The following is a 22,144-nucleotide window of genomic DNA, read 5'->3' as shown; positions in this document are numbered from 1 at the left end:
TCATTATTTTCTCAAATGTGGAGCATTTCTTGCCGTTACGACTACAATTTTCTCAATTACTTAACGTATTGTGCCGTTTCATTTTCCATAAATTTACAATTTCATTACCATGACGGCGTTTTCCCATTCTTAACCTGGCTTTTTTCATGAAGATTTTTTCCGTCCGACAGACCGTTTTGCCCGCACTGCTTGTCCTTTCCCCCGTTGTTTTTGCCGCTGATGAACAGACTATGATTGTCAGTGCCGCACCGCAGGTGGTTTCAGAACTGGATACCCCAGCAGCAGTAAGCGTGGTGGATGGCGAGGAGATGCGTCTGGCAACACCGCGCATTAACTTGTCCGAATCACTGACCGGCGTGCCTGGTTTGCAGGTACAAAACCGGCAGAACTATGCGCAAGATTTACAGCTGTCGATTCGCGGATTTGGCTCCCGCTCCACTTACGGTATTCGCGGTATTCGCCTGTATGTGGACGGTATTCCCGCCACAATGCCCGACGGGCAAGGGCAAACATCCAACATCGATTTAAGCAGTGTACAAAATGTGGAAGTGCTGCGTGGCCCCTTTTCTGCCCTGTATGGCAACGCGTCTGGCGGTGTAATGAATGTCACCACCCAGACCGGGCAACAGCCACCAACCATTGAAGCCAGTAGTTACTACGGCAGTTTTGGCAGCTGGCGCTATGGGCTGAAAGCAACGGGCGCAACGGGAGACGGCACACAGCCCGGCGATGTCGATTACACCGTCTCAACCACGCGTTTTACGACCCACGGCTATCGTGATCATAGTGGCGCACAGAAAAATTTAGCCAATGCCAAACTGGGCGTTCGCATTGATGACGCCAGCAAATTAAGCCTGATTTTCAATAGTGTGGATATCAAAGCAGATGACCCAGGTGGGCTAACCGAAGCAGAATGGAAGGCGAATCCGCAACAAGCGCCACGCGCTGAACAGTACGACACGCGAAAAACCATCAAGCAAACTCAGGCTGGGTTGCGCTATGAACGTAGCCTAAGTTCGCAGGATGATATGAGTGTGATGATGTATGCCGGAGAACGAGAAACGACCCAGTACCAGTCAATCCCAATGGCCCCCCAACTTAACCCATCGCATGCGGGCGGTGTGATTACTCTACAACGTCATTACCAGGGGATAGACAGCCGCTGGACACACCGTGGCGAACTGGGTGTTCCGGTCACGTTCACTACCGGCCTGAACTACGAAAACATGAGTGAAAACCGTAAAGGCTACAACAACTTCCGCCTGAACAGCGGTGTGCCGGAGTACGGGCAAAAAGGTGAGTTGCGCCGCGACGAACGCAATCTGATGTGGAACGTCGATCCTTATTTACAAACGCAGTGGCAGCTGAGCGAAAAACTGTCGCTGGATGCTGGCGTGCGCTACAGCTCCGTATGGTTTGATTCCAACGATCATTACATTACTCCGGGTAACGGCGATGACAGTGGTGATGCCAGTTATCACAAATGGCTACCAGCCGGATCGTTAAAATATGCAATGACCGATGCCTGGAATATCTATCTGGCAGCCGGGCGTGGTTTTGAAACGCCGACGATTAATGAGCTGTCTTATCGTGCTGACGGTCAAAGCGGTATGAACTTTGGTTTAAAACCATCCACCAACGATACAATTGAGATCGGCAGTAAAACGCGTATTGGTGATGGGCTGCTTAGTCTCGCATTGTTCCAGACCGACACCGATGATGAAATTGTTGTCGATAGCAGTAGCGGTGGACGTACGACTTATAAAAATGCCGGAAAGACCCGTCGTCAAGGCGCTGAACTGGCATGGGATCAACGTTTCGCGGGAGATTTTCGCGTAAAAGCGTCCTGGACCTGGCTTGATGCGACCTATCGCAGCAATGTGTGCAATGAACATGATTGTAACGGTAACCGGATGCCAGGGATCGCCCGTAATATGGGCTTTGCGTCGATAGGTTATGTACCGGAAGATGGCTGGTATGCAGGTACGGAAGCGCGTTATATGGGCGATATTATGGCAGATGATGAAAATACGGCCAAAGCGCCTTCTTATACACTCGTCGGCTTATTCACGGGGTATAAATACAATTACCACAATTTAACTGTGGATTTATTTGGCAGTGTCGACAATTTATTCGATAAAGAATACGTTGGTTCTGTCATTGTCAATGAGTCGAACGGGCGATATTACGAACCTGCGCCCGGGCGAAATTATGGTATCGGCGTGAATGTTGCGTGGCGATTTGAGTGATTATCTTGATGCCCGGTATTTGCCGGGCATTTAATTTAACGATTATATTGCTGGTATAACATAGCAACATTTTGTTGCATAATTTCAGCAAGACAATGTCTGCATCGCTCTTTGTCTTTTACTTTCAACGCGGCGAGTAGTTCATGATAGCTTTCTATACGATCCTGTAATTCCGCTGGATTAATCGTTTCATAAAGATAATGTAAACCAGGTCCCATCCTGACCCACAGTTGCTCAATCATCTCACACAGGATGGGCATATTTGAACGATGATAAATCGCTAAGCGAAATAACCTGTTCGCATTAATGATTTGTTCCATGTCGCCCTTTTCTTGCGCCTGCTGTAATTTATCGAGCAATTTCTGAAGTTCCGCTATATCTTGCGAGGAGAGGTTTTCTACAGCCAGAGCAACTGCCATTAATTCCAGTTCGTAGCGGATCCGATTGATTTCGTCTAATTGACGTTTCCCCACTTCCGGTACTGTAAATGCTTGCGCTGGTGCGACAGAGAGCGCATTCACCGAAACCAGACGTAATAATGCTTCACGCACGGGTGTAATACTCATACCTAATTGCTCCGCCAGATTTTTAGTAATCAGGCGTGCGCCAGGTTTTAGTGCACCAATACTTAGTTGATGTTTCAGGTCGTTCTCAACCTGCATAGTCAAACTGACATGTTTCATTTTTTCCGTTCCAGGCATTTTACTTCCTTCGCGTGTTTTCTTTCCGACCCTGCCTGCATGGCAGAAGGCGTTCACCTGGTGTGTTAAAATGAATAATCATAAGCCACTCACCTTTGTAGTTATTAGCAGCAGAACAATGATGTGGTCAGTTAATTAAAGCTGAAAATAAGCTTTTTGCCTGGATTTTTATGGCGGCCTTACGCCGCCGTTGAAACTTTAATCATCATCCGCCACGCGGATCACCACTTTGCCAAAGTTTTTACCCTTCAGCAGGCCGATAAACGTCTGTGGGGCGTTCTCCAAACCGTTGGTAATTTGTTCACGATAGTGAATTTTCCCCTCTTTCACCCATTGTCCCATCTCCTGCTGAAACTCATGGATACGGTGACCATAATCCTGACCAATAATAAACCCTTGCAAGCGAATGCGTTTTTTCAGCACCGTTGCCATCAACAGGGGTAAACGATCCGGACCGGGTGGTAGCTCTGTAGCGTTATAGCTGCTCACTAAGCCGCAGACGGGAATGCGCGCGGATGTATTGAGTAACGGTAGCACCGCATCAAATACCTTACCGCCAACGTTTTCATAATAAATATCGATACCTTTTGGGCACGCTTTCGCCAGTTGCTCGGCAAAATCATCCGCGTGATGGTCAAGGCAGACATCGAAGCCCAACACCTCGGTAGCATGGCGGCATTTTTCCGCGCCACCAGCTACCCCCACCACTCTGCAACCTTTAAGTTTGCCGATTTGCCCCACCGTCGCCCCCACTGGTCCTGTCGCTGCAGCTACCACCAACGTTTCGCCTTCTTTGGGCTGACCGATATCCAGCAGGCCCATATAAGCGGTAAAGCCTGGCATCCCCAGCACACCCAGCGACCACGATGGATTTTGCGGATGATCGCCAAGTTTCACCAAATCATCACCACTGGATATGTCATAGTCCTGCCATCCACTGTAGCCCAGCACCCAGTCACCAGGCTGGTAATCAGGATGATTTGACTCCACAACACGGCTCACCGTACCGCCGACCATCACGCCGTCAATGTCAACCGGCGGTGAATAAGATGGCTCATCGCTCATACGTCCACGCATATACGGGTCCAGTGACAAATAAACTGTGCGCAGTAATACCTGTCCTTCACCCGGTGTGGCGACATCATCTTCTTCAAGACGAAAATTCTCCGGAACCGGCGCGCCATGCGGACGCGAGGCCAGAACCCAACGGCGGTTACGCTGCTTTTGTTGCCCCATAATGCTCTCCTGTGCTTTTGGCATGAATCCATCAATAGTAGCAGGCTCGCAGGATTGGTTTTGTTTGCAGTCGTCACATCCCCTCTGCAACACGCAATAATTTCATCGAGGAATCCGTTGCTTCGGGCTGTTTTCGATAGTATTGATAACGTCATTATCATTATTTTATCGAGGCCAGACATGTCCATCCGTTTTGCCCGCAAAGCCGACTGTGCTGCCATTGCGGAAATTTATAACCACGCCGTGTTGTATACGGCGGCTATCTGGAATGACCAAACGGTGGATGCAGATAACCGCATTGCCTGGTTTGAAGCGCGGACCATAGCAGGTTATCCGGTGCTGGTGAGTGAAGAAGATGGCGTAGTGACGGGATATGCCTCGTTTGGCGACTGGCGTAGTTTCGATGGTTTTCGCCATACCGTGGAGCATTCGGTTTATGTCCATCCTGATCATCAGGGCAAAGGTCTTGGGCGTAAATTGTTAAGCCGATTGATTGATGAAGCGCGGGATTGCGGGAAGCATGTTATGGTCGCCGGGATCGAATCGCAAAATCAGGCTTCGCTGCATCTCCACCAGTCGCTGGGATTTGTCATCACCGCACAAATGCCGCAGGTGGGCACTAAATTTGGGCGCTGGCTGGATCTGACATTTATGCAGTTGCAACTCGACGAACGCAGTGAACCGGACGCAATCTGATGAATCAGTCGCTTACCCTTGCCTTTTTGATTGCCGCAGGGATTGGTCTGGTCGTCCAGAACACGCTAATGGTGCGCATCACCCAGACCTCCTCTACCATTCTCATCGCCATGTTGCTGAACTCACTGGTAGGGATTGTGCTCTTTGTTGCTATTTTATGGTTTAAACAAGGCATGGCGGGGTTTGGCGAACTGGTGTCCAGCGTACGCTGGTGGACACTTATACCCGGCTTGCTGGGATCTTTTTTTGTCTTCGCCAGTATCAGCGGATATCAGAATTTGGGAGCGGCGACAACTATTGCAGTACTGGTCGCCAGCCAGCTAATTGGCGGTCTGGTGCTGGATATCTTCCTCAGTCATGGCGTACCACTACGGGCGTTGATCGGCCCAATTTGTGGCGCAATTTTACTTGTGGTTGGTGCCTGGCTGGTGGCCAGGCGCACATTTTAATCAGAGGATGGTGCCGCCTTTGGTTAACTGTTCGTGGCGCGCTTCCATATCTTCTTTATGCTTGCGACCGTGATGGGCGATCGCTGTGCGCAGACGCTGCTGCTGGGTGTAGCGATCTTCCCGACTTAACTCCGCGTCATCGCTCAGGGCGATTAATAATTCGTTCATATGGGCAATGACGCTCTCTTCAATCGCGGCATCCACGCGCGTGATGACTTCATCCAGATGCGACATACTTTCTCCTTAGCCACTTGTGAAATTTATCGATTCATCCAAATGATATAAGTCTGCGTGGTGCCGTCAAGCCAGTGCGTAAGATTTAAAACAGCGAAAACAACAGCGCCACCGGGAAACTCATCGGCCATGTTGCCCCCACCAGAAAGGCGCTTAAGAAACGGATGCGTTTCTTATCGTGAGAAAGAAACCAGGTGATAAGAAATGCGATTGCTGCCATAACCGCATAAAAAACAAGCATGTGTTGATAGAGAGACATGTACGGGCGTCCAGCCAGATGAATAAAACGCGCGCAAATATGCGTCATTTTTTGACGTGCATCAAGTTTTTTCACCAGTTTGAGAAAAAATCATCAAACAGCAACTTGCCCTTATCCATCTTCAGAATGAGTATTATTGCGGATTTTCTTAACCCGTACTATACACATAGGGGCAATGATAAAAGGTGGCAAAAATGAATGTTTCCAGTAGAACTGTAGTACTGATAAATGTCTTTGCTGCTGTTGGTTTGTTTACTCTTATCTCTATGAGATTTGGCTGGTTTATTTGATGTAGTGATTTTGCACGCAGCACGTACTGTCAGAGAAATCAGTGCTCTGACAGTACGCAAGATCTTCTCATACTCTTACGATCTGCAATATTATCCTTAATGTTTAACCATGACGTGGCGGACGACGGTGTAATCCTCCAACCCATAAAGTGACATATCCTTGCCGTAACCAGAAAGTTTCTGTCCACCGTGCGGCATTTCACTAACCAGCATGAAATGGGTATTGACCCAGGTACAACCATATTGCAGCCGTGCGCTGACACGATGCGCCCTGCCCACATCTTTCGTCCATACCGAAGATGCAAGTCCGTACTGGCTGTCATTCGCCCAGTTCACCACCTGTTCTTCATTGTCAAAGGCCGTCACGCTCACCACCGGACCAAATACCTCTTTTTGCACGATGGCATCGTCCTGTAACGCGCCAGCCAGCAGCGTAGGCGCATAGTAATAGCCATTACCCTTGCGTTTTTCACCACCGGTGATCACTTTGATGTGCCCTGTCCCTTTCGCCTCTTCTACCGCCTTGCTGACACGTTCGAGATGTGCCAGCGAACTTAACGGTCCTAGCTCTGTGGACTCGTCATCCGGCGCACCAGATTTTAACGTTGCCACTGCAGCACCGAGTTTTTCTACCAGCGTATCGTAAATACCTTTTTGCGCGTAGATCCGACATGCCGCGGTACAATCCTGTCCGGCATTGTAATAGCCAAAAGTGCGAACACCTTCGACCACTGCTTCAATATCAGCATCATCAAAAACAATCACTGGCGCTTTGCCACCCAACTCCATATGAGTACGCTTAATAGACGGCGCTGTATGGCTGATGATGTGCTCGCCGGTGGCGATAGAGCCCGTCAGCGACACCATCCGCACTTTGGGATGTCCGGTCAGCGGATCGCCCACTGTTTTGCCTCTGCCAAACAGCACATTAATCACGCCAGCCGGGAAGATATCTTTCGCCAGTTCAGCCAGCTTCAACGCTGTCAGCGGGGTAATTTCTGATGGTTTAAGCACTACGCAGTTCCCTGCCGCCAGCGCCGGAGCCAGTTTCCACGCGGCCATCATCAGCGGATAATTCCACGGTGCGATAGAAGCCACGACCCCCAACGGATCCCGACGGATCATTGAAGTATGACCTTCAAGGTATTCGCCGGCCGCCAGACCATTGAGGCAGCGCGCCGCGCCGGCGAAAAAGCGAAAGACATCGACAATCGCCGGAATTTCATCATTGAACGCACTATGCAGCGGTTTGCCACAATTACGGGACTCCAGTTCGGCAAAAACCTGACCATTTTCTTCAATAACATCGGCCAGTTTCAGCAGGCATTCCGCACGCGCTTTCGGCGTGGTTTGCCCCCATTCGGCAAATGCTGCATCTGCCGCGCGAACAGCAGCATCCACCTGCTCTGCGGATGCCTCGGCAATCTCCAGTAAAACGTCCCCCGTTGCCGGATTATAGACAGGCTGTTTTTCCCCTTCGCCGCTAACCAGTTCTCCGTTAATCAGTAACTTATGTTGCATAGCATATTCCTGTATCAGTGGTTATTGACCATTGTCGCCTTCGCGGGTTAGCCACCAGGCCCCCAGGATCGGCAAGGTTGTTACCAACATAACCAGCAGTGCCACCACGTTGGTTACCGGTACATCACGTGGTCGCCCAAGCTGATTGAGCAACCACAACGGTAACGTTCGTTCATGACCTGCCGTAAAAGTCGTCACGATGATTTCATCGAACGACAAAGCAAACGCCAGCATTCCTCCTGCCAGAAGCGCCGAACTGAGATTCGGCAACACCACGTAGCGGAAGGTTTGCCAGCCATTGGCCCCAAGATCCATTGACGCCTCAACCAGACTCCAGGAGGTGCGGCGAAAACGGGCGATGACATTGTTAAACACCACCACTACGCAAAAAGTCGCATGACCGACCACGATGGTGAAAAATCCCGGCTCCAGATTGATGGTTTTAAAAGCAGTTAATAGCGCCAGACCAGTGACAATGCCCGGCAGCGCAATAGGCAGCAGCAATAACAATGAAATGGCGCTTTTACCGAAAAAGTCCCGACGCCACAGCGCAGCAGCGGCCAGTGTCCCTAATACCAGCGCAATTAATGTCGCCAGCGCCGCCACTTTAAGTGACAGTGTCACAGCATCAAGAATATCACTACGCTGTGCTGCCACGCTAAACCAGCGCAGCGTCAGGCCTTGCGGTGGAAAACTAAACGCTGCATCTTCGGTATTAAAAGCATAGGCGGCGATAATCAGGATGGGAAAATGAAGGAAAACCACGCCGCCCCAGGCCGCCAGTTTAAGGAAAAACGGTGCGCGTTCAGAGTGCATCGAATGCTCCCAGACGTTTCACGAACGCCAGGTACAGTGCGATGAGAACAATCGGCACCAGGGTGAATGCCGCAGCCATCGGCATATTGCCAATCGCCCCCTGCTGGGAATAAACCATATTGCCGATAAAATATCCTGGAGGGCCAACCAGCTGCGGAACGATAAAATCGCCCAGTGTGAGTGAAAAGGTAAAGATAGAGCCAGCGGCAATACCCGGGATCGCCAGCGGCAGCACCACATAGCGAAAGGTTTGCCGTGGACGCGCGCCAAGATCAGCCGACGCCTGCAACAATGACGGCGGCAAACGCTCAAGCGCCGCCTGCACGGGCAGGATCATGAACGGCAGCCAGATATAGAGAAACACGAGAAAGCGCCCCAGCCCGGAAGTTGACAACGTGTTACCGCCCACCGCTGGTAATGTAAGGAACGCTGTCAGCAGTGGTTCCAGCCCCAGATGTTGTAAAAACCACTGCGCCACGCCATCTTTTGCCAGCAATAATGTCCAGGCATAAGCTTTAACAATGTAGCTTGCCCACATTGGCAGCATCACCGCAATATAAAAGAACGCTTTCATTTTCCCGCTGGTATAGCGCGCCATATACCACGCCATCGGAAAAGCCAGAATGGCGCTCGCGATAGTGACAGCCACAGCCATGGTTAGCGTGCGGAGGATGATGTCGTAATTCGCCGGATTAAACAGCGCGCGGATATTCGCCAGCGTCAGTTCTGGCGTTACCGACATGGTGAAATCGTCAAAGGTATAAAAGCCCTGCCATAACAGCGTCAGCAGCGAGCCGAAATAGATGATACCAAACCACATCAGCGGACCAAGCAGCAGCAAAAACAGCCCCAGTCCCGGTTTCCGCCAGAAGAATCCTGACACCTTACCCAGATTTGGACGTGAAGGTGATTGCAATACGTTCATCGCCATTCACCTCTCCTCAACCAGCGGCACCATCACATCGCGCGACCAGGAAACCATCACCTGTTGTCCGGGCGTGAGCGTGGCAGGCAGTTCTTCGCCTGTCATATTGGCCTGACTCACCAGCAGTTTTTCACCGCCATTCAGTCTCAGTTCAAAACGGGTCGCCGCGCCCTGATACTGCACCGCCTGGATCGTGCCATTAACTTGCACTTCGCCGGGGGTGTTGAGGCGGATATGTTCCGGTCTCAGGGCAAAACAGCCTATCATGCCGCAAAGATTCTCGGCCATTAGCGGCTCAAAAACGTTGGATGTCCCGACGAATCCCGCAACAAACGGCGTGCGCGGACGCATATAGAGATCGCGCGGGGAATCGACCTGCTCAATACGACCGTTGTTGAATACCGCAACACGATCGGACATCGATAATGCCTCGCCCTGATCGTGGGTCACGAAAATAAAGGTGATGCCAAGAGACTGTTGCAGCTTTTTCAGCTCCAGTTGCATCTGCTCACGCAGCTTAAGATCCAGCGCGCCGAGCGGTTCATCCAACAGCAATACGCGCGGTTCATTCACTAACGCTCTGGCAATGGCAACCCGCTGACGCTGACCACCAGAAAGTTGTGACGGTTTACGTTGCTGTACAAACCCCAACGCCACTTTCTCCAGCGCCTCTTGCGCCATTACGTGTCGCTGTTTTTTATCCACCCCTTTGACCATCAGCCCATAGGCCACGTTGTCAAGAATCGACATATGCGGAAAAAGCGCGTAGTCCTGGAAAACGGTATTCACGTCCCGCTCCCACGGTGGCAGATTGCTGGCGGGTTTACCAAAGATAGATATAGTCCCGCCGGAAAGCTGTTCGAATCCAGCAATCAGGCGCAGGCAGGTGGTTTTGCCGGAGCCAGACGGCCCCAGCATTGAGAAAAACTCACCATCTTTTATCGCAATACTGACACCATCTACCGCGCGCACATCACCATACAGTCGCGATACGTTGTCAAACTCCACTGCGTACGTCATAAAACACCCCAGCGAAGTTAGCGGCCGCCCATAATGGCAATATAATCCTGCGTCCAGCGACTGTAGGGAACAAACTTGCCCCCTTCTGCTATAGGCGTTTTCCAGAAGGCGATTTTATCGAAATAGTTAAAACCGTTTGTTTCACAACCTTTTTCGCCTAATAACGGACTGGCTTTACACCCTTCCGGCACTACCGGTAACGAGCCAAACCAGGCCGCCACATCGCCCTGCACTTTTGGCGTTAATGACCAGTTCATCCATTTGTAGGCGCAAACCGGATGTTTCGCTTCGCTATGTAGCATGGTGGTGTCAGCCCAACCGGTAACGCCCTCCTTCGGGAAAACGGTAGCGACAGGCTGGCCTTCGGCTTTCAGGGCGTTGGCCTGGTAGGGCCATGCACTGGAAGCAACCACACCCTCGTTTTTGAAATCGCTCATTTGCACGGTAGTGTCATGCCAGTAGCGATGGATCAAACTATGTTGATCGCGCAGCACTTTCAGCACCGCCTGGTACTGTTCTTCGGTGAGTTGATACGGATCGCTGATGCCCAACTGCGGCTGAGTGGCTTTAACGAACAACGCAGCATCCGCAATATAAATAGGGCCATCATAAGCCTGAACGCGGCCTTTATTGCTCTTACCGTCCGGCAGATTCTGCGCAACAAAAACCACTTGCCAGCTATCCGGCGGCGTCGGGAAGGTTTTCGTGTTGTACATCAGCAGGTTCGGCCCCATTGGTAAGGAGTGCCGTAAACTTTGCCGCCAACGTTAAACCAGTCGCCTTTAACCACACGCGGATCGAGCGCTTTCCAGTTGGGAATCAATGCGGTACTAATCGGCTGCACGCGTTTACCCATAATCAGGCGCAGCGAGGCATCGCCGGATGCTGTAACCAGATCGTAACCCCCTTTGGTCATCAGACTGACCATTTCATCGGACGTCGCGGCGGTTTTTACATTCACCGCGCAACCTGTCTCTTTTTCGAATTGCGTTACCCAGTCGTATTGTTTATCAGTTTGTCCGCGTTCGATGTATCCCGGCCAGGCGATAATATCCAGTCGCCCTTCCGGTTTATCTAAATTGGTAGGTGGTTCGGCGGCGTGAGCGGTCATTATTGTCATGGTGAGCGCACACAGGCTGCTGCGGGCAAATGTCTTGCTCATAAGGTCTTACTCCTGTCGTAATTAATTGTTCAGCCGCCGTGCCGTAAAAATATCTCCTTGTTTAACCATAGACGGCGGCTTGCAGGCACACCTTCGCCCCTGAGAAAATTTAATCAGGTTGTGAGCTACCGCGCATTATGCCGTCTGTGAGATTATCTTCTAGAGTATAGACAAGGGGTTAGGAAATATGACTGCTATTCGAAATTCATATTACCCAACCTAAGAGGAATTAAATTAAACGCTATTACAGCCGTTCTTGAATAAGTTTGCCTAATTGTTTAACCGCCTGTTCTTCGCGCTCGCCCCACTGCCATGCAGTATTAAAACGAAAAAAACGTGACCAGTTTTCACCGGTAGAAAACATTTTACCCGGCGCAATACTGATATGATGCGTCAGTGCTGCCAGGCTTAATTCGCCCGCATCTAACGGCGCGGGGAGTTCCAGCCAGAGAAAATAACCGCTGTCATTATGATGAATTTTCACTTCCGCAGGCAGATAACGCAGCAGCGCCTGCCAGGCACGTTGTTTACGTTCCGCAAGCTGACGACGTAAACGACGAAGATGGGCGTCGTATCGGCGCGTGGAAAGGTAATCCACCAGCGCAAGCTGCATCGGTGAGCTGGTGGAAAGCGTACTCATCAACTGCAAGCGTTGAATTTTACGTGTCTGTTTTCCGGCGGCGACCCAACCAATACGAAAACCAGGCACCAGACATTTCGAAAACGAAGAGCAATGCAAAACGCCATCATGGCGATCCCACGCTTTCGCAGGCAGCGGTTTTTCCCGTCCAAAATAAAGTTCGCTGTAAACGTCATCTTCAATCAGCGTTACGTTGTACTGATTGAGCAACGCTACCAGCTGCGCTTTTTTCTGCGGCGTTAAGGTAAATCCGAGTGGATTCTGGCTATTAGTCATCAGCCAGCACGCTTTCACCGGATACTCCTGCAACGCCAGTTCCAGCGCCTGAAGATCGATCCCTTCGTTAACGTCCGTCGCCACCGATAACGCCTTCAGCCGTAATCGCTCCAGCGCCTGCAACGCGCCGTAAAAACAGGGATTCTCTACTATCACCCAATCGCCCGGTTCGGTTACCGCTTGCAAACTGAGGTTTAATGCTTCTAACGCCCCGGCAGTAATGACAATTTCATCAGGGGAAATGGTGATGCCCTGTAAGGCATAGCGACGAGCAATAGCCTGACGCAGTTCTGCGTTTCCTGGCGGTAAGTTTTCAATCACGCTCATCGCCGTGGCGGTTTTGCTTACCTGCGCCAGCGAGCGGTTTAGTTGTTGGAGGGGGAAAAGTCGCGGGTCGGGAAAGGCCGAGGCAAACGGAACTACCGACGGATCGCGACTGGCCTGCAACATATCAAAAATATAGGTGTTGATATCGACTGCTTCATCTCGAGTGACTGGAATGACTGGCGCTTTCGGCATTTTTATTGCCTGTGGCGCAACGTAATAACCCGACTGCGGTCGCGCGATAATATATCCCTGACTTTCGAGCAACTGATAGGCATGGCTGACAGTCATAAAGCTCATGCCAGAAAGCGCCACCTGGTCACGCAACGAAGGCAAACGATCTCCGGGTTGCCAGATCCCCGACGCAATCTGCTCGCGTAATTGTTCTGCAAGCTGCTGGTATTTTTTCATTATCGAATCGTTATTATGTGCAGGTGATTCGGCAGTCTATATCAGTTGTTAAAAATGACAACTTTTCATTAACTGTTATCAAACCATCACCAGCGATAACTCTTTGCCAAGCGCCTTAGCCGCAAGCTGGACGGCGTCGATTTTTGTCGCATGGTGCAAGTTAAATAAGCGAGTAATTTCCTGTTTAGGTTTGCCAATTCGCCTGGCTAACTCTTGCTGAGTGATTTCTGACTGTAAAAAAGCATTTAACAGCAATACATTAGAGGCGACGCTCAAAGGCACTTCAATAAAGTGATCGTGACTATTTAATGGCGAAGTTTACCTCCGTGTGTAATGTGCTCGAAAATAGCACTAAATCGCCGCAACGGCAGAATGCAATGCAAAATCAGGAAGGAAGATTCCAGAATTTCTTTGCGCTAATTTGCAAAACTGAATAATAACCTCAAGAAACGATCGGCATCATAGCGGCAAAAGGTCAGAAAAAGGTGGCGGGATGTTTTCGAAGGCTTTATCGGTTGTCTTATTAACGTGTGCACTGTTCTCAGGACAACTCATGGCAGGGCACAAAGGACATGAATTTATGTGGGTGAAGAATGTGGATCATCAGCTGCGTCATGAAGCGGACAGCGATGAATTGCGTGCCGTGGCGGAAGAGTCGGCGGAAGGTTTGCGCGAGCATTTTTACTGGCAAAAATCGCGCAAACCAGAAGCGGGACAACGTTGAGTCATTTATTTATTGCCGGATGCGGCGTGACGCCTTACCCGGCCGACAAGATCATGCAGATTCAATAAGTTGTGAGTAACCAGAAAACTGGCGTTTTACCCTTTTCGCTTCGGCAATGTTTTCAGCAGATCATCCGGACTAACGGATGCCACTACGCTTCCCGGTAACGGCATTTTCAGTATGTGATTTTTGATTTTGCCTATGACGTGCATCTCACATGGGCGACAATCGAACTTTAGCGTTAATACTTCATCGCCATTAACCAGTTGCATTGGCGTCGCCTTCCAGCTTTTGATGTTACCTTTTGCCTGTTTCGGACACAGATTGAAGGCAAAGCGCAGACAATGCTTGGTGATCATTACCGGCACTTCCCCCTTCTCTTCATGCGCTTCATACGCCGCATCAATCAGTTGCACACCATAGCGATGATAAAATTCACGCGCTTTCTGGTTGTATACGTTCGCGAGGAAACTCAGATGTGTTTGCGGATAAACCGGCGCAGGGTCAGCAACCGGTTTACGGCTGCCGCGCTGGTAACTGGCAAGACGCGCAGCATCAAGCATATCGGCTGCTTCACGGCGGAACTGGTTTAACAGACTGTTTGGTACAAACAGCGCACCAGGCAGGTTAATTTGCACATCGCGGGCGTAATAGATGGTTTGCCCCAGCTTAGCCAGACCATCTTTCAGGTTATTAAGCGCTTTTTCGGCGTTATTAGCTTCGTCGAATTGTCCATCCAGCGTATGCGTGACGCTGACGCCCTCTTCACTGGTCAGGGTCAGAATCAGTTGTTCCTGCCAGCCGCCCAGTTCAATGTCTACCGCTACGCGACGTTCGCTGGATGTTTTGGTCAACGCCTGCTGCCAGTTATGGTCCAGATTACGATTAAGCGGATGATGCGGACGAATTTTATGCAAATCCGCAGGCATCTCATTTGGCCAGACGCGGTACTGATTTTGCCCGGTTTTTTCGACTGTATTGGCGCGAAAGCCAACCACTTCACGTTTAATCATCACATTCAGACCATCGCCATTTGCTAACGGCTCGGTGACTGCAACATCGAGATGATCCTTCGCCACTTTTAATACTTCACCGACCGGCAGGCCGATAAACTTGGGCGAATCGAACGCGCCAATATCCCCTTTACGGGCATTCACAAAATAATCTGTGCTACCACGGTGGAAAGTCTTTTCCGTCGATGGAACAAAGAAATGTTCAGTACGACCTGATGAAGCGCGCGCCAGATCGCCACGTTCATCAATAATGGCGTCCAGCATTTGGCGATAATGCGCGGTGATATTCTTCACGTAGCTCATATCTTTGTAACGCCCTTCAATCTTGAAGGAGCGCACGCCAGCATCAATCAGCGCGCCAAGGTTAGCAGTCTGATCGTTATCTTTCATCGACAGCAGATGTTTTTCATAGGAAACCACCCGCCCCTGATCGTCTTTCAATGTGTATGGCAAACGGCATGCCTGCGAGCAATCGCCACGGTTGGCGCTACGCCCTGTTTGCGCATGAGAAATGTAGCACTGACCAGAATAGGCCACGCACAATGCACCATGAATAAAGAATTCAATGGTCGCGTCCGTGGCCTGGTGAATCGCGCGGATCTGCTCAAGATTCAGCTCTCGCGCCAGCACAATCTGCGTAAAGCCAACATCAGAGAGGAACTTCGCTTTTTCTACTGTGCGAATATCGCACTGCGTACTGGCGTGCAGTTCAATCGGCGGAATATCAAGTTCCAGAATCCCCATATCCTGAACAATCAGCGCATCGACGCCGGTCTGGTAGAGGTCGGTAATCAGCCGTTGCGCAGGTTCCAGCTCATCATCATGCAAAATGGTGTTAAGCGTGACGAAAATTTTTGCACCATAACGATGGGCAAACGGCACTAGTTCGGCAATATCTTTCAGGCTATTACTGGCATTATGACGGGCACCAAAACCAGGGCCGCCGATATAAACAGCATCGGCACCGTGCAAAATAGCTTCGCGGGCAATGGCGGCATCGCGTGCCGGGCTTAACAGTTCAAGTCGATGAGAAGATACGGTCACATTCTTATCCAGTAGCTGAAAAATGGCGGCTATTTTAGCCACAAGCGCGACGTTGCGAAATAGTTTTCCCGCTTAACTGCGTGGGTAATGGATGAGGGAATGAAAATGTACGATTTGCTCCCCACCATTACGATAGACATGCGTAACGTCTGCAGCAAATCGAGCGCCTTCTCCACAATTAAGGCTCTGCCATTCACCATCAACGCACAGATCAAGTTGCCCATCAATGACGACAACATGTTCGATTACTCCCTTCTCATGGGGCGTCGATTCACTTATTGCACCTGGTGCCATCTGAATCGAGAAGTGTTCAAAGCAGAGTTGTGGATCATAAGGAAACAGCGAAGTGATCACCATCGCCTGCTGTTGCGGATCATAAACTGAAGGCGTAGCGGACTGCGGCGGAGAAATAAATGTCGAAAATGGCACATTCAACCCGGTGGCAATTTTCCATAATGTCGCGACCGTCGGGCTGGACTCATTACGCTCAATCTGCCCTAACATCGCTTTAGAAACCCCCGTCGCTTCTGCCAGTCGCGAAAGACTCCAGCCGCGCTGCTGACGTAGTTGTTTAAGTGTGGTGGATAAAAAGCGAGTGAGATTTTCCATGTGACTCCTCCGGCAAAGCGGAAGTTTATCACTTGTGCGTTATAACGGACAAATGCTACGGTACCTGTACGCTATAACGCACGAGGTGACCATGCGTCTGTTTTCTATTCCTCCACCCACGCTACTGGCGGGGTTTCTGGCGGTATTAATTGGCTACGCCAGTTCAGCGGCAATAATCTGGCAAGCAGCGATTGTCGCCGGAGCCACCACTGCACAAATCTCTGGCTGGATGACGGCGCTGGGGCTGGCAATGGGCGTCAGTACGCTGGCTCTGACATTATGGTATCGCGTGCCTGTTCTCACTGCATGGTCAACGCCGGGCGCAGCTTTGCTGGTTACCGGATTGCAGGGACTAACACTTAACGAAGCCATCGGTGTTTTTATTGTCACCAACGCGTTAATAGTCCTCTGTGGTATGACGGGATTATTCGCCCGTCTGATGCGTATTATTCCGCACTCGCTGGCAGCGGCGATGCTGGCCGGAATTTTGTTACGCTTTGGTTTACAGGCGTTTGCAAGTCTGGATGGTCAGTTTACGTTGTGTGGCAGTATGTTGCTGGTATGGCTGGCAACCAGGGCCGTTGCGCCGCGCTATGCGGTAATTGCCGCGATGATTATTGGGATCGTGATCGTTATCGCGCAAGATGACGTTGTCACAAATGATGTTGTCTTTAAACCCGTTCTCCCCACTTATATTACCCCTGATTTTTCGTTTGCTCACAGTCTGAGCGTTGCACTCCCCCTTTTTCTGGTGACGATGGCATCGCAAAACGCTCCAGGTATCGCAGCAATGAAAGCAGCCGGATATTCGGCTCCTGTTTCGCCGTTGATTGTGTTTACTGGATTGCTGGCGCTTGTTTTTTCCCCTTTCGGCGTTTATTCCGTCGGTATTGCGGCAATCACCGCAGCTATTTGTCAAAGCCCGGAAGCGCATCCGGATAAAGATCAACGTTGGCTGGCAGCTGCCGTTGCAGGCATTTTTTATTTGCTCGCAGGTCTTTTTGGTAGTGCTATTACCGGGATGATGGCTGCTCTGCCCGTAAGTTGGATCCAGATGCTGGCAGGCCTGGCGCTGTTAAGTACCATTGGCGGCAGTTTGTATCAGGCGCTGCATAATGAGCGTGAGCGAGACGCGGCGGTGGTGGCATTTCTGGTAACGGCAAGTGGATTGACGCTGGTCGGGATTGGTTCTGCGTTCTGGGGATTAATTGCCGGAGGCGTTTGTTACGTGGTGTTGAATTTAATCGCTGACAGAAACCGATAATAAAAAGCGCCATCTTACGATGGCGCGGCTGGAATTACTTTTTGTTAACGTCAAACATAGTGGCATCGGTCGCCATGTCATCAATAACTTGTTTAATATTTTCGAAAGCCATTGGCGTACTTTCGTTATTCAGGTCTTTACCTTCGCCCTGACGAACGACTTTGATAACCGGTTTATTAGTAGCTGCATCAATCAGCTCACCTTCAAAATACAGGCGAGTATCCATGGTACGGTGGCCCGTCGCCATTTGCGTCCCCGCGACCACTAATGCGACAGGAACCACTTCATAGAATTGCAGCCCTTCTTTGCTGGTATCAACACCGGTAATGGCCCCACGGAAAATCAGACTACGCGGCCCAGCGGTGGTAACCAGTGGTTTACGCTGCGCAATCGCTTCTTTCATTTCGGTGTTGGTATAACTCAAAATTTTATCCAGAACTTTCTGCCCTACCTGGGTAGATGGTTTCGGTACCGGATAATAAGTGACTGGGTTCCAGACGATGCTGTCATATTTGCTTTGATCAAAACTCGGGTCTACCCAACGTAAAACAGGTTTACCTGTTGCTGAGGTTGTTTCTTTTAAATCAGAGTAATTGTTTAAAAAACCAGAATATTTATCTGGCTGGGTGATTTTAGAGGCACAACCAGACAGAGCCAACAAGCCGCATAAAGCTGCGACTTTCGTAAATGATGTGGTACGCATGAATAGTTTCCTGAGATGATTATATTACTTTTTAAGTTATAGCAAAAAGCACCGCTTCGTGTTGTGGCAAAAAAAGTGTTGGTGAAAATAAATTTTTCAGCCCCTTTTCAGACGACATAGTCAATGCCGAAAAAGGGGCTAAGTCAATCATCAGTAGTTAAATATCAGTGCGTTAATCTGATGAAAAACTTCGACTACCGTGATTAATTTCACATCCTTTTGATTAAAAATATGCTTACCGAAAAGAACAACAGTTAACCATCTCAACGCGGGCATTTTCACGCGCCTTGTTCTTACCGGGTCATTTTTTACGTGCCAGCATCGTGGCGAAACGCAGTTTAATACGATTACCGTTGGCGTCGGTGCGGTGCAGCTCGCCGACGTCTTCATTGTATTTCACCATCTCCCAGCCTTCGTAATATCGACGTAATTCTCCCTCTTTGAAGGCAAACGGGAAGCCGACGGTACATGGATAATCAGCGGTATCCATCGCCGCCACAATCAGGTTGTAACCGCCAGGTTTAGTGCAACGTTGCATATTGGCAATCAGCCCAGGGATGGTTTTAGCCTCAAGGAACATCAGCACCACAGTCGAAAGAATAAAAGCGTATTGCCCATCAAACGTGAAGTTATTCAGATCAACAACCCGGGTGTGTAAATTATCCAGATTTTCAATGGATTTAATGCGCTCGACGTTGGCGATACTCATGGCATTTTTATCCCATGCGTCAACTTCATAACCATTGGCTGCCAGGTAAAGACTGTTACGACTATTGCCACAGCCCAGATCCAGCGTTTTACCGGGTTTAACCACTTTCACCGCTTCCAGTACTTCAGAGTGTGTGCGGGTTAATTCATACTTATCAGTAAAATAGTTTTCGTCACGAATGATCATTCTTTGTCCTCAGCTTTCATTAAAACGGCGCGCTCGGTTCTGATTAACAATTTCCCCTGCATCAGAAGCGCGAAAGTTCGGATGAGCAGTATTGCAATTATAAAATTGGTAAAGATAAACAGCGGCACCGCCAGGGTATGGAAAAATCCATTATCGCTGCCACTCCCCAGATGCAAACCGGTGGTTGCCAGTGCAGATACGCCGAACGAGAAACTCCAGAATGAAGCATTAAATGGCTGGGAGAGATACCATGGCATCAGACGTAGCATAAACAGCAGTTGCAGCAGCCCATAACCGAAAAGCATTTTCGCCAGCGTGTCACCCTCGCCGCCGTTGACGCTCAGCCAGGCACTACAGGCCACCAGCGCAGGAGCGAGCTGAATGCCGAGTGATGTCCGCAGCGCCGTGGGTAATTCTCCCGAACTGCGCAGACGCTGCAAGATCACCGGTTCCAGGCTTAACCATGAGAAAACGCCTGCGCCTAAAAACACCAGACCGGCGTCGGTGTAGCCCAATGCACCACAGGCCATTGCGCTGATAAAGTTGTTGGCAACTGTCGGCAGATACAGTCCAGGCGTGGTAGCTTCTTCAGGATGAGATCCGCGCCATAATCCCGCAGTTTGCCAGGCGGCATAAGCCAACTGAACCACGACACCAAAACTGAACAGGCATACCGCCAGTGGGCGAAACCACGGAACAAAACCAATCGCTACCAGCATCGTCGTTGCAGGAAACAAACTCACAAAACTGCTCATCACTGGATGGCGCACTTCCGCCAGCACGCTATGCGGAAAACGTATGAGTCGGGTAATAAATGCGCTAGTCAATAATCCCCAGATGATCATCGCCAGAATCACTAGCCCATCCCCTAACCAGTGGCTGACCTGCCAAACCTGGCTGGCATAGCGCCAGGCAAATCCCATCCCTATCGTCCCCAACACAATACCAAAGTAGCCTGCCGGCAAATTGAGCACTTTATCGCTCTGCATCTTCTTACTCATTTTGTTTAATTTATAAAGTATATTTTAAATGCATTTTATGGAATTTTCTCGAGCATAGCCAGAGCCGCAGAATTTGCTACGGTTATAGTAAGTCACCTGTGGGAAAACGCTATGCGCAAATATCGTCTAAGTGAAGAACAGCGAGCCTTTAGTTATCAGGATGATGGCACTAAAAAAAGTGTGTTATTACGGCAAATTATCGCCATGAGCGATTTTAACGATGTGATAGCAGGAACCGCTGGCGGCTGGATCGATCGCGAAACGGTGTTAGCACAGGAAGGAAATTGCTGGATTTACGATCAGAATGCTATTGCGTTCGGCGGAACGGTGATTTCCGGTAATACGCGTATCACCGGCACCAGCGTCCTTTGGGGAGAGGTTTACGCAACGGATAACGTCTGGATCGATAATAGTGAAGTCAGTCAGGGTGCATATATAAGTGACAGTGTCACCATTCGTGACTCATTAGTTTGCGGTCAATGTAGAATATTTGGTCACGCCTTAATTGATCAACATTCTATGATCGTCGCCGCGCAAGGCTTAACCTCCGACCATCGACTCCTGCTACAAATTTATGATCGCGCAAGGGTTAGCGCCTCGCGTATTGTCCACCAGGCACAAATTTATGGCGATGCCGTCGTCCGGTATGCTTTTATTGAACATCGCGCCGAAGTTTTTGATTTTGCCAGTATTGAAGGTAATGAAGAGAACAACGTCTGGCTATGCGATTGCGCTAAAGTCTACGGTCACGCGCAGGTGAAAGCTGGCATAGAAGAAGATGCCATTCCGACAATTCATTACAGTTCGCAGGTAGCGGAATATGCCATTGTGGAAGGTAATTGTGTGTTAAAACATCATGTCTTGATTGGCGGAAAGGCAGTGGTAAGTGGCGGACCGATTCTGCTCGACGAGCACGTTATAATACAAGGTGAGAGCTATATAACAGGTGCGGTGATAATTGAAAACCATGTGGAGTTAACCGACCACGCCCTCGTTGAAGCCTTTGATGGCGACACGATTCATCTCCGTGGTCCAAAAGTCATAAACGGCGAAGAGCGCATTACGCGAACGCCGCTGGCAGGGTTATTGTGAATCGATAATACGCGCGTATAAGTTCACATCATCATAGGCATCATTCAGAAACTCAGCCTGTTTCAGGCAACCTTCAAGGATAAAACCATTGCGCAAAGCGACCTGGTTGCTTTGCGCATTATCCACCCGACATTTGATCACGAAGCGTCTAAGTTCACCAGACTGAGCGTAATGATGAATCAATGCCTGCAGCGCCTGAGAAATGATCCCCTGCCCCTGATGAGATTCGTCCAGCCAGTAGCCGATTTCAGCGGTTTTATTCAGTGGTTCAATACGATTAAACGAGATAACGCCGATAAGTTCATCTTCTTTGAAAATCATGAACATTTTGGCATAGCCGCGTTGATGCAACATTACATTGCCCTGCACCGTTTTTCGCGTGTCCTCTTCACTTTGAACAAACTGCGGCCAGTTAAGCGACTGTTGTAACCATGTTTTATTTTTACAGATTAACTGATGAAGAGGTGTGACGTGACTTTCTGCAACAGCATGTAATTCTAGTGATTCGCTTACTTTTATCGTTTCTGCCATCTTATCTCCAGTCAATCCATACCACTGTTAAAAAAGCCGCCTGGCTGGCGGCTTAGGAA

General features: G+C 49.8%; 22 protein-coding genes and 2 pseudogenes. 7 read left to right on the top strand and 17 right to left on the bottom strand.

Going from position 1 to position 22,144, the window contains the following annotated elements; all coding sequences use genetic code 11:
- The first annotated feature begins 146 nt into the window (after positions 1–146).
- On the top strand, positions 147–2,249 hold the full coding sequence (gene pqqU / locus QUE34_RS09325; RefSeq protein WP_103253626.1) for a TonB-dependent receptor PqqU: 2,103 nt from the start codon (positions 147–149) through the stop codon (positions 2,247–2,249).
- Between the two features lie 35 nt (positions 2,250–2,284).
- Here the strand turns inward: pqqU and mcbR are convergent, their stop codons facing one another.
- Both mcbR and curA read right to left on the bottom strand, forming a co-directional pair.
- Complete coding sequence (gene mcbR / locus QUE34_RS09320) at positions 2,285–2,950, bottom strand: colanic acid/biofilm transcriptional regulator McbR (RefSeq protein WP_103253627.1); 666 nt, start codon at positions 2,948–2,950, stop codon at positions 2,285–2,287.
- A gap of 198 nt (positions 2,951–3,148) precedes the next feature.
- Complete coding sequence (gene curA / locus QUE34_RS09315; protein ID WP_024212169.1) at positions 3,149–4,186, bottom strand: NADPH-dependent curcumin/dihydrocurcumin reductase; 1,038 nt, start codon at positions 4,184–4,186, stop codon at positions 3,149–3,151.
- Positions 4,187–4,366: 180 nt separating this feature from the next.
- Here curA and QUE34_RS09310 point away from each other — a divergent pair, with 180 nt between their 5' ends.
- Both QUE34_RS09310 and QUE34_RS09305 read left to right on the top strand, forming a co-directional pair.
- Positions 4,367–4,882: a GNAT family N-acetyltransferase gene (locus QUE34_RS09310; RefSeq protein ID WP_000027557.1), complete on the top strand. Its 516-nt coding sequence runs from the start codon at positions 4,367–4,369 to the stop codon at positions 4,880–4,882.
- Entirely contained in the window at positions 4,882–5,331 is a 450-nt protein-coding gene (locus QUE34_RS09305; RefSeq protein WP_032303000.1) for a DMT family transporter, read from the top strand. Before QUE34_RS09310 ends, QUE34_RS09305 begins: the two co-directional genes overlap by 1 nt.
- Here the strand turns inward: QUE34_RS09305 and ydcY are convergent, their stop codons facing one another.
- Both ydcY and ortT read right to left on the bottom strand, forming a co-directional pair.
- Positions 5,332–5,565 carry a DUF2526 family protein YdcY gene (ydcY, locus tag QUE34_RS09300; RefSeq protein ID WP_032302999.1) on the bottom strand — a complete coding sequence of 78 codons (234 nt, stop codon included), beginning with the start codon at positions 5,563–5,565 and terminating at the stop codon, positions 5,332–5,334.
- Between the two features lie 85 nt (positions 5,566–5,650).
- Positions 5,651–5,824, bottom strand: a complete 174-nt coding sequence (gene ortT, locus QUE34_RS09295) for an orphan toxin OrtT (protein ID WP_000061178.1) — start codon at positions 5,822–5,824, stop codon at positions 5,651–5,653.
- 194 nt (positions 5,825–6,018) lie between these two features.
- Here ortT and yncL point away from each other — a divergent pair, with 194 nt between their 5' ends.
- Entirely contained in the window at positions 6,019–6,114 is a 96-nt protein-coding gene (yncL, locus tag QUE34_RS09290) for a stress response membrane protein YncL (protein ID WP_001303494.1), read from the top strand.
- Positions 6,115–6,210: 96 nt separating this feature from the next.
- Here yncL and patD read toward each other — a convergent pair whose 3' ends face one another.
- From patD to hicB, 7 genes and pseudogenes are all read right to left on the bottom strand, one after another.
- Entirely contained in the window at positions 6,211–7,635 is a 1,425-nt protein-coding gene (patD, locus tag QUE34_RS09285; protein WP_032302997.1) for an aminobutyraldehyde dehydrogenase, read from the bottom strand.
- Positions 7,636–7,656: 21 nt separating this feature from the next.
- Positions 7,657–8,451: an ABC transporter permease gene (locus QUE34_RS09280; protein WP_000555466.1), complete on the bottom strand. Its 795-nt coding sequence runs from the start codon at positions 8,449–8,451 to the stop codon at positions 7,657–7,659.
- Positions 8,441–9,382, bottom strand: a complete 942-nt coding sequence (locus QUE34_RS09275) for an ABC transporter permease (RefSeq protein WP_001251336.1) — start codon at positions 9,380–9,382, stop codon at positions 8,441–8,443. The genes QUE34_RS09280 and QUE34_RS09275 overlap by 11 nt, the downstream gene beginning before the upstream one ends.
- A complete protein-coding gene (locus QUE34_RS09270; RefSeq protein ID WP_103253628.1) occupies positions 9,383–10,396 on the bottom strand; it encodes an ABC transporter ATP-binding protein in 1,014 nt (337 codons plus the stop codon).
- A gap of 17 nt (positions 10,397–10,413) precedes the next feature.
- Positions 10,414–11,558: pseudogene (gene ydcS, locus QUE34_RS09265) on the bottom strand (putative ABC transporter substrate-binding protein YdcS).
- A gap of 244 nt (positions 11,559–11,802) precedes the next feature.
- Positions 11,803–13,209 (bottom strand): aminotransferase-like domain-containing protein, encoded by a 1,407-nt coding sequence (locus tag QUE34_RS09260; RefSeq protein WP_103253629.1) that lies wholly within the window; start codon positions 13,207–13,209, stop codon positions 11,803–11,805.
- 78 nt (positions 13,210–13,287) lie between these two features.
- Positions 13,288–13,524 (bottom strand): annotated as a pseudogene (gene hicB / locus QUE34_RS09255) (type II toxin-antitoxin system antitoxin HicB); the annotation flags it as partial.
- A 178-nt stretch (positions 13,525–13,702) separates the two neighbouring features.
- Between hicB and QUE34_RS09250 the strand changes: the two are divergent.
- Entirely contained in the window at positions 13,703–13,933 is a 231-nt protein-coding gene (locus tag QUE34_RS09250) for a DUF2554 family protein (protein WP_000491567.1), read from the top strand.
- Positions 13,934–14,028: 95 nt separating this feature from the next.
- Here the strand turns inward: QUE34_RS09250 and rlhA are convergent, their stop codons facing one another.
- Together rlhA and sutR are read right to left on the bottom strand one after the other, a co-directional pair.
- Positions 14,029–15,990 (bottom strand): 23S rRNA 5-hydroxycytidine C2501 synthase, encoded by a 1,962-nt coding sequence (rlhA, locus tag QUE34_RS09245; RefSeq protein WP_032302993.1) that lies wholly within the window; start codon positions 15,988–15,990, stop codon positions 14,029–14,031.
- Between the two features lie 72 nt (positions 15,991–16,062).
- Positions 16,063–16,599 carry a DNA-binding transcriptional regulator SutR gene (gene sutR / locus QUE34_RS09240; RefSeq protein ID WP_000429506.1) on the bottom strand — a complete coding sequence of 179 codons (537 nt, stop codon included), beginning with the start codon at positions 16,597–16,599 and terminating at the stop codon, positions 16,063–16,065.
- A gap of 52 nt (positions 16,600–16,651) precedes the next feature.
- Here sutR and ydcO point away from each other — a divergent pair, with 52 nt between their 5' ends.
- Positions 16,652–17,863: a BenE family transporter YdcO gene (ydcO, locus tag QUE34_RS09235; protein WP_072000952.1), complete on the top strand. Its 1,212-nt coding sequence runs from the start codon at positions 16,652–16,654 to the stop codon at positions 17,861–17,863.
- Between the two features lie 34 nt (positions 17,864–17,897).
- On the opposite strand, the gene QUE34_RS09230 is transcribed toward ydcO, so the two are convergent.
- The 3 genes from QUE34_RS09230 to tehA all read right to left on the bottom strand — a co-directional run bounded on the left by QUE34_RS09230 (position 17,898) and on the right by tehA (position 20,450).
- The gene (locus QUE34_RS09230; protein WP_032302991.1) at positions 17,898–18,566 is read right to left on the bottom strand and encodes a DUF3313 domain-containing protein; all 669 of its coding nucleotides are present in this window, start codon (positions 18,564–18,566) and stop codon (positions 17,898–17,900) included.
- 301 nt (positions 18,567–18,867) lie between these two features.
- Complete coding sequence (tehB, locus tag QUE34_RS09225; protein ID WP_105268473.1) at positions 18,868–19,461, bottom strand: tellurite resistance methyltransferase TehB; 594 nt, start codon at positions 19,459–19,461, stop codon at positions 18,868–18,870.
- Positions 19,458–20,450: a dicarboxylate transporter/tellurite-resistance protein TehA gene (gene tehA, locus QUE34_RS09220; RefSeq protein ID WP_001376850.1), complete on the bottom strand. Its 993-nt coding sequence runs from the start codon at positions 20,448–20,450 to the stop codon at positions 19,458–19,460. Before tehA ends, tehB begins: the two co-directional genes overlap by 4 nt.
- Before the next feature lie 123 nt (positions 20,451–20,573).
- Between tehA and ydcK the strand changes: the two genes are divergently transcribed.
- Positions 20,574–21,554, top strand: a complete 981-nt coding sequence (gene ydcK, locus QUE34_RS09215; RefSeq protein ID WP_286338953.1) for a YdcK family protein — start codon at positions 20,574–20,576, stop codon at positions 21,552–21,554.
- Here ydcK and rimL read toward each other — a convergent pair.
- Positions 21,546–22,085, bottom strand: a complete 540-nt coding sequence (gene rimL, locus QUE34_RS09210) for a 50S ribosomal protein L7/L12-serine acetyltransferase (protein ID WP_032302988.1) — start codon at positions 22,083–22,085, stop codon at positions 21,546–21,548. The two genes, ydcK and rimL, sit on opposite strands and share 9 nt — an antisense overlap.
- Positions 22,086–22,144 lie beyond the last annotated feature (59 nt).

This window comes from Escherichia sp. KS167_9B (assembly GCF_030295215.1).
GTDB lineage: Bacteria > Pseudomonadota > Gammaproteobacteria > Enterobacterales > Enterobacteriaceae > Escherichia > Escherichia coli_F.
Note: the sequence above shows the minus strand (reverse complement) of the source record. Positions and strands in the feature narration are given on the sequence as shown.